At 65.4% G+C, this 15322-nt stretch carries 13 protein-coding genes; 8 read left to right on the top strand and 5 right to left on the bottom strand.

Annotated elements, in window-relative coordinates; translation table 11 throughout:
- Position 1: 1 nt before the first annotated feature.
- Together ACZI8W_RS04575 and ACZI8W_RS04570 are read right to left on the bottom strand one after the other, a co-directional pair.
- Positions 2-724 carry a VIT1/CCC1 transporter family protein gene (locus tag ACZI8W_RS04575; RefSeq protein WP_463367298.1) on the bottom strand — a complete coding sequence of 241 codons (723 nt, stop codon included), beginning with the start codon at positions 722-724 and terminating at the stop codon, positions 2-4.
- A gap of 53 nt (positions 725-777) precedes the next feature.
- A complete protein-coding gene (locus ACZI8W_RS04570; protein WP_463367536.1) occupies positions 778-2220 on the bottom strand; it encodes a bifunctional aminoglycoside phosphotransferase/ATP-binding protein in 1443 nt (480 codons plus the stop codon).
- 209 nt (positions 2221-2429) lie between these two features.
- On the opposite strand from ACZI8W_RS04570, the gene ACZI8W_RS04565 reads away from it, so the two are divergent.
- The 6 genes from ACZI8W_RS04565 to ACZI8W_RS04540 all read left to right on the top strand — a co-directional run bounded on the left by ACZI8W_RS04565 (position 2430) and on the right by ACZI8W_RS04540 (position 10244).
- Positions 2430-4868, top strand: coding sequence for a glycerol-3-phosphate 1-O-acyltransferase (locus ACZI8W_RS04565; protein ID WP_463367297.1), 2439 nt, complete (start codon positions 2430-2432; stop codon positions 4866-4868).
- Positions 4865-6295 (top strand): HAD-IB family hydrolase, encoded by a 1431-nt coding sequence (locus ACZI8W_RS04560; protein WP_463367296.1) that lies wholly within the window; start codon positions 4865-4867, stop codon positions 6293-6295. Before ACZI8W_RS04565 ends, ACZI8W_RS04560 begins: the two co-directional genes overlap by 4 nt.
- Positions 6296-7477: a lysylphosphatidylglycerol synthase transmembrane domain-containing protein gene (locus ACZI8W_RS04555; RefSeq protein ID WP_463367295.1), complete on the top strand. Its 1182-nt coding sequence runs from the start codon at positions 6296-6298 to the stop codon at positions 7475-7477.
- A gap of 112 nt (positions 7478-7589) precedes the next feature.
- Positions 7590-9152 carry a sodium-dependent transporter gene (locus ACZI8W_RS04550; protein WP_463367294.1) on the top strand — a complete coding sequence of 521 codons (1563 nt, stop codon included), beginning with the start codon at positions 7590-7592 and terminating at the stop codon, positions 9150-9152.
- Positions 9149-9256, top strand: coding sequence for a methionine/alanine import family NSS transporter small subunit (locus ACZI8W_RS04545; protein ID WP_463367293.1), 108 nt, complete (start codon positions 9149-9151; stop codon positions 9254-9256). Before ACZI8W_RS04550 ends, ACZI8W_RS04545 begins: the two co-directional genes overlap by 4 nt.
- Before the next feature lie 166 nt (positions 9257-9422).
- The gene (locus ACZI8W_RS04540) at positions 9423-10244 is read left to right on the top strand and encodes a hypothetical protein (protein ID WP_463367292.1); all 822 of its coding nucleotides are present in this window, start codon (positions 9423-9425) and stop codon (positions 10242-10244) included.
- Positions 10245-10272: 28 nt separating this feature from the next.
- Here the strand turns inward: ACZI8W_RS04540 and ACZI8W_RS04535 are convergent, their stop codons facing one another.
- The gene (locus ACZI8W_RS04535; protein WP_463367291.1) at positions 10273-10926 is read right to left on the bottom strand and encodes a TetR family transcriptional regulator; all 654 of its coding nucleotides are present in this window, start codon (positions 10924-10926) and stop codon (positions 10273-10275) included.
- A gap of 141 nt (positions 10927-11067) precedes the next feature.
- On the opposite strand from ACZI8W_RS04535, the gene ACZI8W_RS04530 reads away from it, so the two are divergent.
- Entirely contained in the window at positions 11068-11919 is an 852-nt protein-coding gene (locus ACZI8W_RS04530; protein WP_463367535.1) for an LLM class F420-dependent oxidoreductase, read from the top strand.
- Positions 11920-11946: 27 nt separating this feature from the next.
- Positions 11947-13410, top strand: coding sequence for an FAD-dependent oxidoreductase (locus tag ACZI8W_RS04525; protein WP_463367290.1), 1464 nt, complete (start codon positions 11947-11949; stop codon positions 13408-13410).
- Between the two features lie 96 nt (positions 13411-13506).
- Here ACZI8W_RS04525 and ACZI8W_RS04520 read toward each other — a convergent pair whose 3' ends face one another.
- Both ACZI8W_RS04520 and ACZI8W_RS04515 read right to left on the bottom strand, forming a co-directional pair.
- A complete protein-coding gene (locus ACZI8W_RS04520) occupies positions 13507-14766 on the bottom strand; it encodes a hypothetical protein (protein ID WP_463367289.1) in 1260 nt (419 codons plus the stop codon).
- A complete protein-coding gene (locus ACZI8W_RS04515) occupies positions 14760-15311 on the bottom strand; it encodes a Cif family virulence factor (protein ID WP_463367288.1) in 552 nt (183 codons plus the stop codon). Before ACZI8W_RS04515 ends, ACZI8W_RS04520 begins: the two co-directional genes overlap by 7 nt.
- Positions 15312-15322: the final 11 nt, after the last annotated feature.

Raw genomic sequence — 15322 nt, 5'->3', positions numbered from 1 at the left:
TTCAGAGTGCGACACCGAAGGCGGCCCCGAGCCCGTAGGTCACCGCCATGGCAAGTGCGCCCCCGAGTACGACCCGCATCACCGCGCGTCCCGGTCGCGCACCCCCCAGCCAGGCGCCGACCGATCCGGTCGCGGCAAGTGCGAGCAGGACGGCGACGAAAGTCACTGGGATGCGGATGGGCTCGGCCACGAACACGATCATCAGAAGCGGCGCCAATGCACCCGTCGTGAACGCGACCGCAGACGACAGCGCCGCGACCCACGGGTTCGCGAGTTCCGTCGGATCGATTCCCAGCTCGATCTCCGCGTGGGCATACAGGGCGTTGCGGGCGGTCAGTTCCTCGGCCGCAGAACGCGCTGTGGCGCTCGACAGTCCCTTGCCTTCGAGCAGGCCGGTCAGTTCGTCGAGTTCCGCTTCGGGCATCGCTGCGAGCTCGCGGCGTTCGCTCTGCAACGCGGCTCGCTCTGTGTCGCGCTGCGCACTCACCGACACGTACTCCCCCAACGCCATCGAGACCGCACCCGCGGCCAGTCCTGCCACACCGGCGACGAGAATCGTCGACCTGTCCGTGGTGGCTGCGGCAATGCCGACGACCAGACCGGCGGTGGAGACGATGCCGTCATTCGCACCGAGAACCCCGGCCCGCAACCAGTTCAGCTTGGTGGCCAGGCCGCCGGTGTGCGGCTCTGCGGCATGGTCGGACACTGACTCCGGTATCGGCATGCTCGTCAGGGTAGAACTCGCAGACAGCTTCCGACAGCACGGTCAGCCTCACCTCACCACGGAGCGTCGCCGAGTTCCCGTTCGAGCCAGCCGGTGTCGGGTGAGAATCCGTCGCTGGTGTCGAGGAGCACAGCGTCTTGCCAGTCGTCGCGTCGTCGCAGTTGTTCGTCGAGCACCGCGGGTGTCGCATCGGAGGGATCGTCTCCGCGCGCGGTGCGGGACTTCATGCGCTGCGCCAGCACCTCCGGGGCCGCTGTGCATTCGATCTCGATCAGATCTGCCGTCGTCGAAGCTGCGGTCTCTCGGGCAGCGCGACGATGTTCCGCGGACAACCACGTCGCGTCGAGCACCACCGATTCGCCCCGCTCGAGCAACTCACCGGCGCGGCGGCACAGCTCCCGGTACGTGGCCTCGGTTCTCGCCGCAGAATACAGACCGGAGCCGACTCCGTCTCCGGTGCGTTCGGTCGGGGCCATCCCCGCAAGTTCCTTGCGGATCACGTCACTTCGCAGGACGGTGGCCCGAAGATGACGGCCGATCGTCCGCGACAACGTCGACTTCCCCGTTGCAGCAACACCACCGACGAGAACCAGCCGTACCCGTCCTCGATTCAGATTGCGCTCGACCTGCCCGAGGAAATCGAGAGCGTCCTCCCGGGAGGCGACGTCGCCCTGCTCGTGACGTAGCGCAGTCACCTTGGCGCGCACCAGCGCTCGGTAGGCGATGAAATGGTGAACCAGCGATTCGGGCGGATGATCATCCGCGTGTATGGCGTACTCGTCGAGCAACGTACGCGCCGCGTCGAGCGCCCCGAGGCGTTCGAAATCCATGGCCAGAAAAGCGATGTCGAGAGTCGCATCGCCATAACGCAGTTCGTCGTCGAACTCGAGGCAGTCGATGATTCGGGCGCCGTCGTCCAGACAGAAGATGTCGTCGCAGAGCAGGTCGCCGTGCCCGTCGACCGCCCGGCCGGCCGCAATGCGCTCGTCGAACAACGCCGTGCGCCCCTGCAGATAACGTTCGGACGCACCGCGGATCCGAGTCAGAGCGGCCTCCATCTCCCGGCCGATCTGCAGACGCTCGAGGTGGTCGAGGCTCAGCCGCCACAGCTCGGCGACGAATCCCGCAGTCGCGCACCGGTCGATGTCCGGGTCGTGCGGCGACGCGGCATGCAACGCCGCAACCTGCCGCGCCACGTCTTCGACAGCCGCGCCGATGTCTTCACGCCGTCCGATCAGCGCCGCCATACGCTGATGGTCGGGAAGTCTCGTCATGACGACGAAGTGCTCACAGACCTCGCCATCCGGATCGTGCATGTCGGCCACGCCGAGGTACACGTCCGGGGCGAGGCGCCGGTTGAGTTCCACCTCCCGATGGCAGATCCACTCCCGTGCAGCGCGGGTCCGATTGTCGAGAAAACCCAGATCGAGTGATTTCTTCATCTTGTGCACCCGATCGCCGACGAAGAACACCACCGAACTGTGAGTTTCCCGCATCGACGCATATGAGGTCTCTGCTTGCCCGTTCACTGCGCACCTCTCGTGTCGTTCTGCAGTCTTCTCGCCCTACTGTGCCCGCATCTCCTCGAGTTCGTGCACCGGAGCGGAACAGTGCACCGGAGCGGGACAGTGACTTGCGCCGTTGCGCCTGAGCGCCCCGCCCGAAAGCGGTAGTTTGCTGTCGAGTGGATATCGGACAGGGGAGCATGGCTACCGACGGGGAATGGCGTATCACCGAGAGCAGGACCACCGAAGACGAGGTCATCGAGAACGAGGTCACCGTGAACAACGCTTCCGGAGCACACAGGGTCATCATTCTCTCCGCAGCGAGGACGAAGATCGAACGCGACCTTCTGGACCGATGGTGCAACTCGGCCGACCTTCCCGCCGAATACCGCACACCAGGGTGTCCTGACGTCCTGGACCTGGACTCACGTGTCCTCGCATCCGGGCTCTCCGACCGAACCGACGATCCGCTGCTGCTCCCTGTCCGAGTGGTGTGGCTCCCCGCCGAACGTGACGGCGCCCGCCGAGCGCGCTTCTCGGATGTACTCGCGCTGACCAATCCCCGCAATCCCAACACCCTGATCCAGAAGTGGCTGGTCAGCAGAGCCACCGACCGGTATCGCATCGTCGTGGCAACACCCGCGCATCTCGAGGACCTTCGTGAACAGCTCACCGCCGAGGAACCCGGCCGGGTTCCCGATGCGGCGTCCCTCGCGCGTTACGTGACGCGTCGCGCCGTGGTCTCCCTCGAGCGTGCCGAACGCGCGGTGATCGGCGATCGATACAAGGTGCCGCGGCTCGTTGCCGCGCAGATCATGGATCAACCGTCCTTCCGGCGACGTCTCGACGCCATCGCAACCGAGGAGCATCTGTCCCGCGACGAGGTCGACATGCGAGCCCGCGACGCTCTGGACGAGCTCGTGGCAGTGCAGTCACGCCTGGTCACGGATCTCTTCACGCAGGCCATGCGGCCACTGCACACCTCGGCGTGGACAGTGCATGCCGACGACTCCGGGCTGGAATCGCTGCGTGAACTCAATCGCACGCATCCGCTGGTGTTCCTGCCGTCCCACCGGTCGTACGCAGACGCGTTCGTCCTGGGCAGCATCCTGGCCGATCACGACTTCCCCCGGAACCACCTGATGGGCGGCGCCAACCTCACATTCTGGCCGATCGGCCCCATCGCACGTCGTACGGGCACCGTGTTCATCCGGCGGAGCTTCGGGGACGACACGGTGTACAAGGCGGCGTTGCAGGAGTACTTCGCGTTTCTGCTGAGCAAACGATTCAACCTCGAGTGGTACTTCGAAGGTGGCCGAACGCGCACCGGTAAGCTCCGCAGACCGCGCTACGGTCTCCTCAACTACGTCGCGGACGCCATCCGAAGTGGTCGTGTCGACGACGCGATGCTGGTTCCGGTGTCGATCACCTACGAGGGCCTCGCCGAGGTCGCGGCCGTGGCAGCCGAGCAGACCGGCACCCCGAAGAAACCCGAGGGACTGAGGTGGCTGGCGGATTACGCTCGCCGTCAGCAACGCAGCGCCGGCAACGTCTATGTGCAGTTCGGCACACCGTTGTCGATGCGAACACAACTCGCGGCGGGAGGGGATCCCGACCTGTCGGATCCCCAGGCCGGAGGGGGCGCAGCCCCCACCCCGGCGACACACGAGGGTTTGCGGCGCACGGCGATGCAGAAGGTGGCATTCGAGGTGGCGGTCGGAATCAACCGCACCACGCCGGTCACGGTGAACAGCCTCGTCACTCTCGCCTTGCTCGGGGTTCGCGACCGGGCGCTCACACTCGACGAAGTGCGCGCCGTTGTCGCGCCGGTCCGCAGTTATCTCGATGCCCGCGGCGCCCCGCAAGGCGAAGTGCAGCTCCTCGATCGCGAGGGCGGACTCGCTCAGGTCCTCGCGGCGCTGACCGACGCCGGCGTTGTGACGACGTATTCCGGGGGCGACGAAGCGGTGTATTCGATCCAGCCCGGTCAGCATCTCGTCGCCGCGTTCTACCGCAACAGCGGTATCCACTGGTTCGTCAACCGTTCGATCCTCGAGCTCGCTGTGCTCCTCGTTCACGAACGTCCCAGCGACAACCCGGTGCGCTCGGCGTGGAACGAATTGAAGAATCTGCGTGACCTGCTCAAGTTCGAGTTCTTCTTCCCTGACCGCGACACCTTCGAATCCGAGATGAGGAAGGAAGTCGAGCTCCTCGTGCCCGAGTGGGAGTGGGGAACGCCGCTTCCCACCGAGGGCCGGGCACTCAACGCGCTGATCGAGACCGGTATGTTCGTGTCGCACCGCACGCTGCGCTCGTTCTTCGATGCGCAGCTCGTCGTCGCCGAGCGGCTGGCGCGCAGGGATCCTACGCTCGAGGTCGAGGACGGCGCATTCCTCGAGGAGTGTGTCGCGGTGGGTCGGCAGATGCTGCTGCAAGGCCGGTTGCACGGTTCGGAGTCCGTATCCTCGGAACTGTTCGCAACAGCATTGGAGCTGGCGCGTAACCGCGGGCTTCTCGACCGGGACGACGACACGGTCGCGCAGAAGCGCCGCGCGTTCGCGTCGCAGCTGCTGGCCGTCGGTGAACGGGTCCTATTGGCCGAGTCACTCGACGTATCGAACAGGAAGGCGGAGCGGTGAACATCGAGCAGGCGCTGCACAGGGTGCGGACGGGACCGCAGGGTCCCGCGGTGGCTGCGTTCTTCGACTTCGACGGCACGATCGTGCATGGTTTCTCGGGGCTGCATTTCTTCCGCGACCGACTCCTTGCGGGCAAGGTGACCGCGGCCGAACTCGCGTCGACCATGGTCAACGGTCTGCGCGGCACCGACAGCGAGGCCGATTTCGAACGCTTCGTGGCAGTCGCGTTCAAGGCGTGGCGCGGGCACAGCGAAGACGAACTGTACGAGATCGGGCAACGCCTGTTCGCGTCCACGATCGCCGGCCATCTGTACCCCGAGGCGTGGCAGCTCATCGGGGCGCATCAAAATGCCGGCCACACCGTCGTGATCGCGTCGTCGGCGTCGCGCTACCAGATCCAGGCCGCCGCCGACGCACTCGGCGTCGAGCATGTACTGTTCACTCCACTCGAAGTGGTCGACGGCGTCCTGACCGGGAAGGTCGACGGAAAGTCGTTGTGGCGCAGCGGGAAGTCCGACGCCACCCGCGCATTCATCGACGATCACGGCATCGAAGGCCCACTCAGCTACACCTACTCCAACGGGGGTGAGGACGCCGAGTTCCTTGCCACGACCGGACACCCGACCGCGACCAACCCCGACCGTACACTCGACCGGATCGCACGCGACCGCGCGTGGCCTATCCTGCGATTCCGGCCGCGGGGTACGCCCGGAGTGAAGGAGGCTGCGCGCACCGCCGCAGCCTACGGCGGGATTGTCGGTTCAGTCTGGACAGGGCTCGGGCTCGGGCTGATCAACCGCAGCCGCAAAGTCGCGCTCGACTCGATCATGAACATCGGGTCCGACGTGTCGCTCGCACTCGCGGGTATCGACGTGCGGGTACACGGAGAAGCCAACGCGTGGGAACATCGTCCGGCGGTGTTCATCTTCAACCACCAGAGCCAGCTCGACCCGGTGGTCCTCGCGAAAGTCCTGCGGCACGATTTCACCGGCGTGACGAAGAAAGAAATGGCGAACGACCCGTTGTTCGGTCCGCTGCTGCGATTCGCCGGCGCCACCTTCGTCGACCGCGGCAACACCGAACGCGCCGTGGAGGCACTGGCACCGGTGGTGAACACCATCCAGCAGGGCACGTCGGTCATCATCGCGCCGGAGGGCACACGCTCCGTGACACCGCAGATCGGGCGGTTCAAGAAGGGTGCGTTCCGCATCGCGATGCAGGCAGGTGTCCCGATCGTTCCCGTGGTGATCCGCAACGCCGGGGAGATGCTGTGGAAGCACTCCACGCTACTCCGGTCGGGTACCGTCGACGTCACTGTCCTCGACCCCATCGACGTGCGCAAGTGGCGTGTCGCCGATCTCGATACGCACATCACCGCGGTCGAAGACCTGTACCGCAAGACCCTCACAGACTGGCCGACCGAATAGATGGCGGACGACGACACCTTCGACGAACGAGTACCAGACTCCCCCGACCCGCGTGAACCCCCCGACCCGCCTGACACCACCGAGGCGACAGGAGCGGCGAACGCCGAGGCCACTGACAAGAGCAACGGCAACGGTTCTGCTCTCACCCCGAAGCGGCGTCGCTATCTGAAGTGGATCATCGGCGGCCTGCTCGTAGTGGTGCTCACCGTCGAAGTGATCCTCGTGTGGCCGGAGCTGACCGACGGTGTCAGCGGCCTCGGTCACCTGTACTGGTGGTGGGTGATTGCCGCGATCCTCGCGTCGGTTGCGGAGATGACGAGTTTCGCAAGCGTGCAACGCACGCTGTTGTCGGCCGCAGACGTGAAGGTATCGCTTCGCCAGTCGCTCGCGGTGGCTCTCGCCTCGAACTCGATGAGCGTGACCCTGCCCGGCGGCCCCGTTGTGGGAACCACCTTCACCTACCGGCAGATGCGTAAGTGGGGTGCCGCCCCCGTCATCGCAACGTGGCAGCTCGTGATGGCCGGGCTGCTACAAGCTGCAGGGCTCGCGCTCCTCGGGCTCGTGGGCGCTCTCCTCATCGGCGCCACCACGAACCCGTTCTCGCTCATCTTCTCCGTCGGCGGCCTCGCCGCGTTCCTGATACTCGTCCAGTACGCGGCCAGCAATCCCGGTTCGCTCGAATCCATCGGCCTGATCGCACTGCGCGGTCTCAACCGGCTCAGGAAGAAGCCGGCGGATGCCGGTTCGCGGGCGTGGCGCAAGATCGTCGATCAGATCGAGACCGTCAAGCTCGACCGCCCGCACGCCTCACGAGCCTTCGGCTGGTCACTGTTCAACTGGCTGTGCGACGGCGCGTGTCTCGCGTTCGCCGCCTACGCGGTCGGAGGTACACCCAGCCTTGCCGGTATCGCCGTCGCCTACGCCGTCGGAACCGCGACGAGCCGCGCGATTCCGTTGCTGCCCGCCGGCCTGGGTGTCATGGACGCGGTGCTCGTGCCCGCTCTCACGGCGAGCGGAATGTCCGGCGCGGAAGCCCTGTCCGCTGTACTTGTGTATCGCCTGGTCAGCTTCGTCCTGATCGCCGCGATCGGTTGGATCGTGTTCGCTCTGCGCTACCGCGGCACCCCGAACGAGGACGACGACGACCCGGGGCCCAGATTCGACAAACTGTGGCAGGACTGACACTGCCGGGTGTGTGCCGACGCCACACCTGATCATGAATCCCGAATTCGTCCCGATTCCGGCGCTACGGGACTAGCGTCTACGCAGTCGAACGAGTGGAGGGACGAGGTTCGTGGCACAACACGAAGCTGCACACAAGCGCGAGGTCTGGTCGGGGCGATCGGTGTTCATCATGGCCGCTATCGGCTCGGCTGTCGGCCTGGGCAATATCTGGCGATTCCCGTATATCGCGTACGAGAACGGCGGTGGGGCATTTCTCATCCCCTACCTGGTGGCCCTGCTCACCGCGGGCATTCCGTTGCTGTTCGTCGACTACGCGATGGGCCACAAATTCCGGGGGTCGCCGCCGCTGGCCTTCCGGCGGCTCAGCCGCGGCAGTGAGTTCGTGGGCTGGTGGCAAGTCCTGATCTGTTTCGTCATTGCCGTCTACTACGCGGTGATCATCGCGTGGGCGGCCTGCTACACCTATTTCTCGATGACCGAGGCATGGGGCGACAGCCCGGAAGAGTTCTTCTTGGGCGACTTCTTGCGTGTCGACGGCGAGTCGTCATTCGGGATGAGTTTCGTACCGGGGGTCGCTTGGCCGTTGGTCCTGGTCTGGGTAGCGACCCTGGCCGTTCTCGCCCTCGGTGTGCAGCGTGGCATCGGCAACGCCAATCGAATCTTCGTTCCGCTCCTCATAGTTCTGTTCGGCGCCATGGTGGTCCAGGCGCTGCTGCTCGACGGAGCGAGTGTGGGGCTCGACGCGTTCTTCACACCCAACTGGGAGGCGCTCACCGACACCGGGGTATGGATAGCGGCCTACGCGCAGATCTTCTTCTCGTTGTCGGTTGCTTTCGGCATCATGATCACCTACTCGTCGTACCTGAAGCGCAAGACCAACCTGACCGGCTCGGGTCTCGTCGTCGGTTTTTCCAACTCGAGTTTCGAGGTGCTGGCCGGCATCGGGGTGTTCTCGGCCCTCGGATTCATGGCACAAGCTCAGGGTGTCGCGGTAGACGAGGTCGTGGCCAGCGGTATCGGTCTCGCCTTCATCGCGTTCCCGACCATCGTGTCGCAGATGCCCGGCGGTCCCGTTTTCGGTGTGTTGTTCTTCGGGTCGCTCGTATTCGCCGGCTTCACGTCGCTGATCAGTATCCTTCAGGTGACGATCTCCGCATTCCAGGACAAGACCGGCCTCGGCAAGGTGCCGGCGGTACTGACCATCGGCGGGGTCTCCGCGATCGTCTCGCTTCTGCTGTTCCCCACTACGACCGGCCTGAACACGCTCGATGTGGTGGACAGGTTCGCGAACCAGTTCGGAATCGTCGGCGTCGCATTCGTTGCGATCATCGTCATCGCGTGGATTCTGCGACGACTGCCGGAGCTGCGTGACCATCTCAACATGTCGTCGTCGTTCAAGGTGGGCCTGGTCTGGCAGATCTTCGTCGGGGTCATCACCCCCGTCGTGCTCGGCTACATGCTCTTCAGTGAGATTCGCGACCGGATCGACGAAGGTTACGGTGGACTGCCCGACGATCTCGTGGCCGTCTTCGGGTGGGGTGTGCAGATCGTTGTGATCGTGCTGGCGATCGTCATGTCGTTCGTACCGTGGCGCCGCGGCATAGAAGATGAATTCGCGCTGGACGAGAACCGTCCTCCCCTCACAACGACACAGCAAGGAGAGAACCGGTGAGCACCTCCGCGATAGTGATGATGATCCTCGCACTCGCCACGCTCTGGGGTGGCCTGCTCGCGAGCATTCTCCACCTGCGCAAACATCCCGACGACCCTGAGTGACTCCCTCCGGCGACAGTGTCGGTTGAGTAACACACGGTGCGGCGCTCTGGCCGGAGCGCCGCCCTTGTGCTTTCCTGATCCTCAACAGTCTCAACCTTTACTTGAGGCTGAGTGTTGAAACGATGCGTCGAGACCGATGTGTCGAGAGCTGAGACCAGGAGCACCCATGACCCGCAAGCCCACGCGCGCCCGGATGCGCCCCTTCGCCGCCGCGGCCGCGCTGGCCGTCGCGGCCGGCCTCGCACTGCCCGCCGCCGCCACCGCTCAACCGGCACCGGAACCGCCGATCGCCGACGCGCCCGCAGCCGAGAGCGCGATCACCACCGCACTCGGCGTACTGCACTCGACGCCGGGCGCAGACCAGGCCGCACTTGCTGCGGCCGAAGCCATCGCCGGCGCACGGGGCAGTGCCGTCGACGCAGCCGAAGGCACTCCGCTCGGCGCATACGATGAGCTGACGGAGTTCCTGCGCGCCCTGGGAATCGAGCCATTCCTCTACCCCACCGGCGCACCGTTCTGCACGGCCGACGGCAACCTGCCACTCGGCATCGCCCCGGCAATGGCCGGCGCCCTCCCCGGCCCGTGGCCGAATCAGGACGTCCTCGGCCAACCCCTCAACGTCGTCGATCCCGCACAGACCCTGTTCGCCTTCGTCCCGATGGGACTCGAGGACGATGCGAACACCGACGGCATCCAACTCGCGTGGCTCAATGTCAACACGCTCCAGGGCGGGCTGGTGCCGATGGGCACGCTCGAGGAGGCCGGGTCTGCGGCAATCCCTGAGGGCGTGGCAGGGCCGGCCCGCACGTTCGCCGAGCAGGCGGTCGCCGCATTCCTCGCCCAGGCGGTTCCGTTCGGCGGCGTGCGCGTGGCACCGGTCGACACCGGCGCGGGCACTGTCTTGGCTGCCGTGTTCGGCTCCGTACAGAACGGCGAGTCGTCGTGCTTCTTCCTGCCCACCGTCGGCATCGTCGACGTGCCCGCCTGACCCCGGGAACGCGTCGCAGCGGGTGAGCTCAGCTCGCCCGCTGCTGCCGTTCGAGGCGATCGAAGACCAACCGGACCGCGGTGTCCATGTGGTCGACAACGTTCTCGGCACTCTGTCGCCCGTTGGCCCAGGAGACCAGAGTCGACATCCAGACGTCCGCGACGATGCGCACCGCGTTGAGCACCTCCTCGGTAACGATCTCGATACCGGCCGACTTCGCGAACAACTCGGTGAGCACCTGCCCGAGCCGGTCGAGCTCAGGCGCCGACGACGCATCGGCGAACATCACGGCACGCACCAGCGCGTCGTACTGTTGCGGGTCCCGCTCCAACCTCGAGACGGACGCGCGCAGGACACTCATGATCCGCTCGTGTGGCGTGTCGCCAGGCAGCTCGTCGCTGGAGAAATAGTTGCCGACCTCTTCGAACTGGGTCACCATCGCCACCACGAGCAACTGATTCTTCGACGGGAAGTACCGGTAGACCGTGCCGAGCGCCACACCCGACCGATCGGCAACGGCACGCATCTGCACGGCATCGTAGCCGCCCTCGGATGCGAGCTGTTTCGCCGAGTCGACGATCCTCAGATACCGCGCACGCTGCGCCGGTCTCAGCCCTGACCCTGGCGACTGCGCAGCAGGGCGCGTTCGTGCCTCGACTCCCGCGGTCGACTTTTCCGCCATCACGTCACCTTCCACTAGTGCATGTTCAGGATAGTGGAGTGCTCGCGCGGATCCGGAAATACTAGACACCTGTCCGGAAACCCTTCCATCCTAAGGTAGAACGCGTTACATTTTCTGCGTCATCCGATGAGAGGGGTCGCTGTGCGTCACGGAATCACCCTGTTCACGAGCGATCGGGGAATCCGACCCGACGCCGCCGCGAAAGCCGCCGAAGCAGCCGGCTTCGACAGCTTCTACGTGCCCGAACACACACACATCCCGGTTCGTCGCGAATCCGCCCACCCGGGAACGGGCAACGAGACCCTCCCCGACGATCGATACATGCGCACCCTCGACCCATGGGTCTCACTGAGCCTCGCCGCAGCCGTCACCTCCACCATCAGGCTGGGCACCTCGGTCGCACTCCCTCTCGAACACGACCCCATCACGCTCGCGAAAACCATTGCGACGCTGGACCATCTGTCCGAAGGCCGGGTCGTCCTCGGATCCGGATTCGGCTGGAACGCGGAAGAACTCGCCGATCACGGGATTCCACCGAAGAAGAAGCGCACTGCGCTGCGTGAGTACCTCGAAGCCATGCAGGCGCTGTGGACCGAGGAAGAGGCATCCTACGACGGCACGTTCGTGTCGTTCGGGGCGAGCTGGGCGTGGCCGAAGCCGATCCAACAGCCGGGTCCACCAGTGCTGCTCGGCGCGGGCCCCACCGACCGGAACTTCGAGTGGATCGTCCGCTCGGGCGACGGGTGGATCACCACGCCCCGAGACCGAGACATCGTCGACCACGTGCACCGCCTGCACAAGATGTGGGCCGACGCGGGTCGTGCCGGAACACCCGAGGTATCCGCCCTTGCGGGCCGCCCCGACCCCGAGCAACTGAAACAGTGGAGCGACGCGGGTGTCACCGAGGTGATCTTCGGGCTCCCCGACCGCTCCGCGGACGAGGTCGTCGCTTACATCGAGCGCCTCGCCGGAAAACTCAGCCTCGCTTCCTGACCCACCGCACCAGAAACGGATCACCACATGAGCACCGACGTCCACCCCCTGTTCGCCGACCAGGTCACCACCTGGGATCACGAGGCCGACGTTGTCGTCGCCGGATACGGCATCGCCGGCGTATCCGCATCCATCGAGGCCGCCCGCTCCGGTGCCGAGGTTCTCGTCCTCGAACGCACCGGCGGCTGGGGTGGCGCCGCGTCCCTGTCCGGCGGCATCGTCTACCTGGGTGGTGGCACCGGCCTGCAGAAGGCACTCGGATTCGAGGACACCGCCGAGAACATGAAGGCCTTCATGCGCGCCGCCCTCGGCCCGGGAGTCGACGAAGCGAAGATCTCGGAATACTGCGACGGCAGCGTCGAGCACTACGACTGGCTCGTCGCCAACGGCGTCGTGTTCAAGGAGAGTTTCTGGGGCGAGCCGGGTTGGGAGATCCCCGGCGACGACGGCCTCATGTACTCCGGCGGCGAGAACTCGGCACCCTTCAACAAGATCGCCACACCCGCACCGCGCGGCCACGTACCGCAGATGAGCGACAAGCGCACCGGCGAGAAGGGCGGCGGTTTCAAGCTCATGGAACCCCTGTCGCAGGTGGCAGAAGAACTCGGTGTCCGAGCTGAATTCGACATGCGCGTGCAGAAACTCATCGTCGACGGTGAGGGGCGCGTCGTGGGGATCGCCGCCAAACAGTACGGCAAGGACCTCCACATCCGAGCGCGTCGCGGGGTCGTGCTCGCCACCGGCAGCTTTGCGTACAACAAGGACATGGTCGCCACCTACGCACCGCAACTCGACGGCCGGCCCGGTGCCGCCATCGAGGAACACGATGGCCGTGCCATCCGCATGGCCCAGGCGCTCGGCGCCGACCTCGCGCACATGGACGCGACCGAGGTTGCATTCTTCGGCGACCCCCAGTTGATGGCCCGAGGGATTCTCGTCAACGCACGGGGTCAGCGGTATGTGCCCGAGGACACCTATCCCGGTCGGATCGGACAGCTGACCCTTCTCAAGAACGACAATCAGGCCTATCTGATCATCGACGAGAGCGCATACGAAGAGGGTTGCGCAGCCACCAGTTCCACTCCGTTCTTCCGATTCCAGCCCAAGTGGGTCGCGGAGACGGTGGAGGAACTCGAATCCGACATGGCGCTGCCCACCGGCACCCTGCAGGCAACCGTCGGGGTGTATAACCAGCACGCCGAAGCCGGATCCGACCCCGTACTCGGAAAGAAGAGCGAGTGGGTCAAGCCGATCGGATCACCGATCGCAGCACTGGATCTGCGCAACTGCACCGCCGGATTCACTCTCGGCGGGCTGCGCACCACCGTCGACTCCGAAGTCCTGCATGTCTCAGGTGAACCGATCCCCGGCCTGTACGCAGCGGGTCGCTGCACGTCGGGCGTGTGCGCCTGGGGATACGCGAGCGGCACCTCGCTCGGCGACGGCAGCTTCTTCGGCCGCCGCGCGGGCCTCTCCGCAGCCAAGAACTGACGCCGGAAACACCCCACCCCTCTGAGCGAATGTACCCTTCATTCGATCTGATCGAGTGAAGGGTACATTCGCTCAATTAGGTTGGGGCGGTGTCGGTCAGAGGACGGTGAGGGGAAGCGGGATTCCACGGTCCGTGAACGCGAACGTCGCACCCGAGCTGAATCTGGTGACCTGTACGTCCTTGGACTCAGGTGCCGGCGTGCGCCCCCTGACCACGTCGACGACGAGTTCGTCGGGCGACTCCGACACCGCTCGCGACGTGAAGTGCGGATCGACCCCGCGGACGAGCGCATCGAGTGGCCCGAGGTGGTCGCCGTCGATGAACGTCGTCCACCCGCCGTCGACGTCCACTCCCCTGTCGCGCCCGATGGACAGCCGCAGGTGGTCGTCGTGGACCTCGATAGTGCGCCCGACGTATTGGCGCGGCGCGAGGACGGGATGGATGCCGAGCACCGTCGCCAGGTCGTTGTACCTGGCGGACAGGCCGAGTGCGTTGCGCAGACGCTCCGACGTCAACCCGGCGATACCGGTGAGCTGCTTCCGGAGAAGCGTAGACGCCGAATCGGCGCCGGTACGCTTGCGGACACCGATCAGGAATCCGAGGGTGAGCATGTGCTGCTGGAGACACACCTCCTCGGCAATCCGCACGAGCGCCGAATGGGAGAAGTCGCCGAAGCGCACGTCCGAGAGCAGCGGCCCCGAATAGTCGTCGACGCCGTCACCGCCGGGAACGATCGGGCTCAGTTCCACCGCTCTCGCTGCCGTTCGTCCCAACGCCTCCGTGTGGGGTTCGACGACGGGCGGAATGTGCGCCGGGTCGATCGTCACGGTCCATGCGCAGTGCGGATGCCGATCCTCGGGGCGACGCGGCGGACGATGAATGGGCCTGACCTGCGCGTGCGGATTCGTTGCGAGCGCGGTGGCATCGAAGGTCGGGTCCTCGATGTCGTGGCACATCGCGGTCACGTACTCGTCGCCGAGCGGTTCGACATCCATGAGCGCGCCGCAGTGATCGAGCCAGAACTCACCGTGGTCTCGGTCGTCGACGCGGAACCGGAAGTCCATGAACTGCGGAGGTGCCCCGATGTCGAACTGCATGCCCTTGAAGATCGTTGCGACATCGTCGCCCTCGAACTTCAGCGCTCGTTGCATGCGCCGGGTGTACCACGGTGACGACGCCTGCCATTCCTCGATCGCAATGGCCGCCATGTCCTCCCTACCGAAGGCCGAGATCAGGTGAGCCATGCCGGAGCGGTCGATGAGCTGCCCGCACAACAACAATTCGGGAACGAGAATCGCGAGATCGTCTCGCGACAGCGCCCCGAACGACGCGCCGGTCTGCACCGGGGTCACCACAGGGACACCGGCGCCTGCCCCGCCGGGTACCAGCCGGGCAGGCGCTTGCCGGATGTGGACCGCTCGATACGCTTGTTCATGCCGTCGGACAATGCACCGTCGGTGATCATCTGCAGGAACAGGTGCGACACGTTCCCGAAATCGAAGAAGTCACGCTGCCACGACCACTGGAAGTCACCGCCGTAGCGGAACCAACTGCCACCGATGCCGTGCACCGAATAGGGTTCGCCGTCCGCACGTTTCGCGTCGGCGATCTGCTTCCACATACCGATCACGTCGCCGGTGCGATCGTCGACGATCAGCTGCTGGTAGGGGTACTCCCACCCTTCGAGTCCGCGCATCTCCTGGCCGAGGGCGAGTTCGCGGATCTCGTCACGGCCGACCGCCATGAAATCGTCCTTCGGACCGTAGTTCCATCCGTATGTGGCATCTTCTGTGTACATCTCGGCAAGCGGCTTCCAGTCCTGCTCGGTCTCGGCTCGCTTGTTGGCGTCGATCCAGCGGGAAATCATCTCGTCGAGCTCAGCACGATCGAACGTGGACATGGCGTCTCCTG

The organism is Rhodococcus ruitaii (genome assembly GCF_055230935.1).
This window is presented reverse-complemented; position numbering and strand designations above follow the sequence as displayed.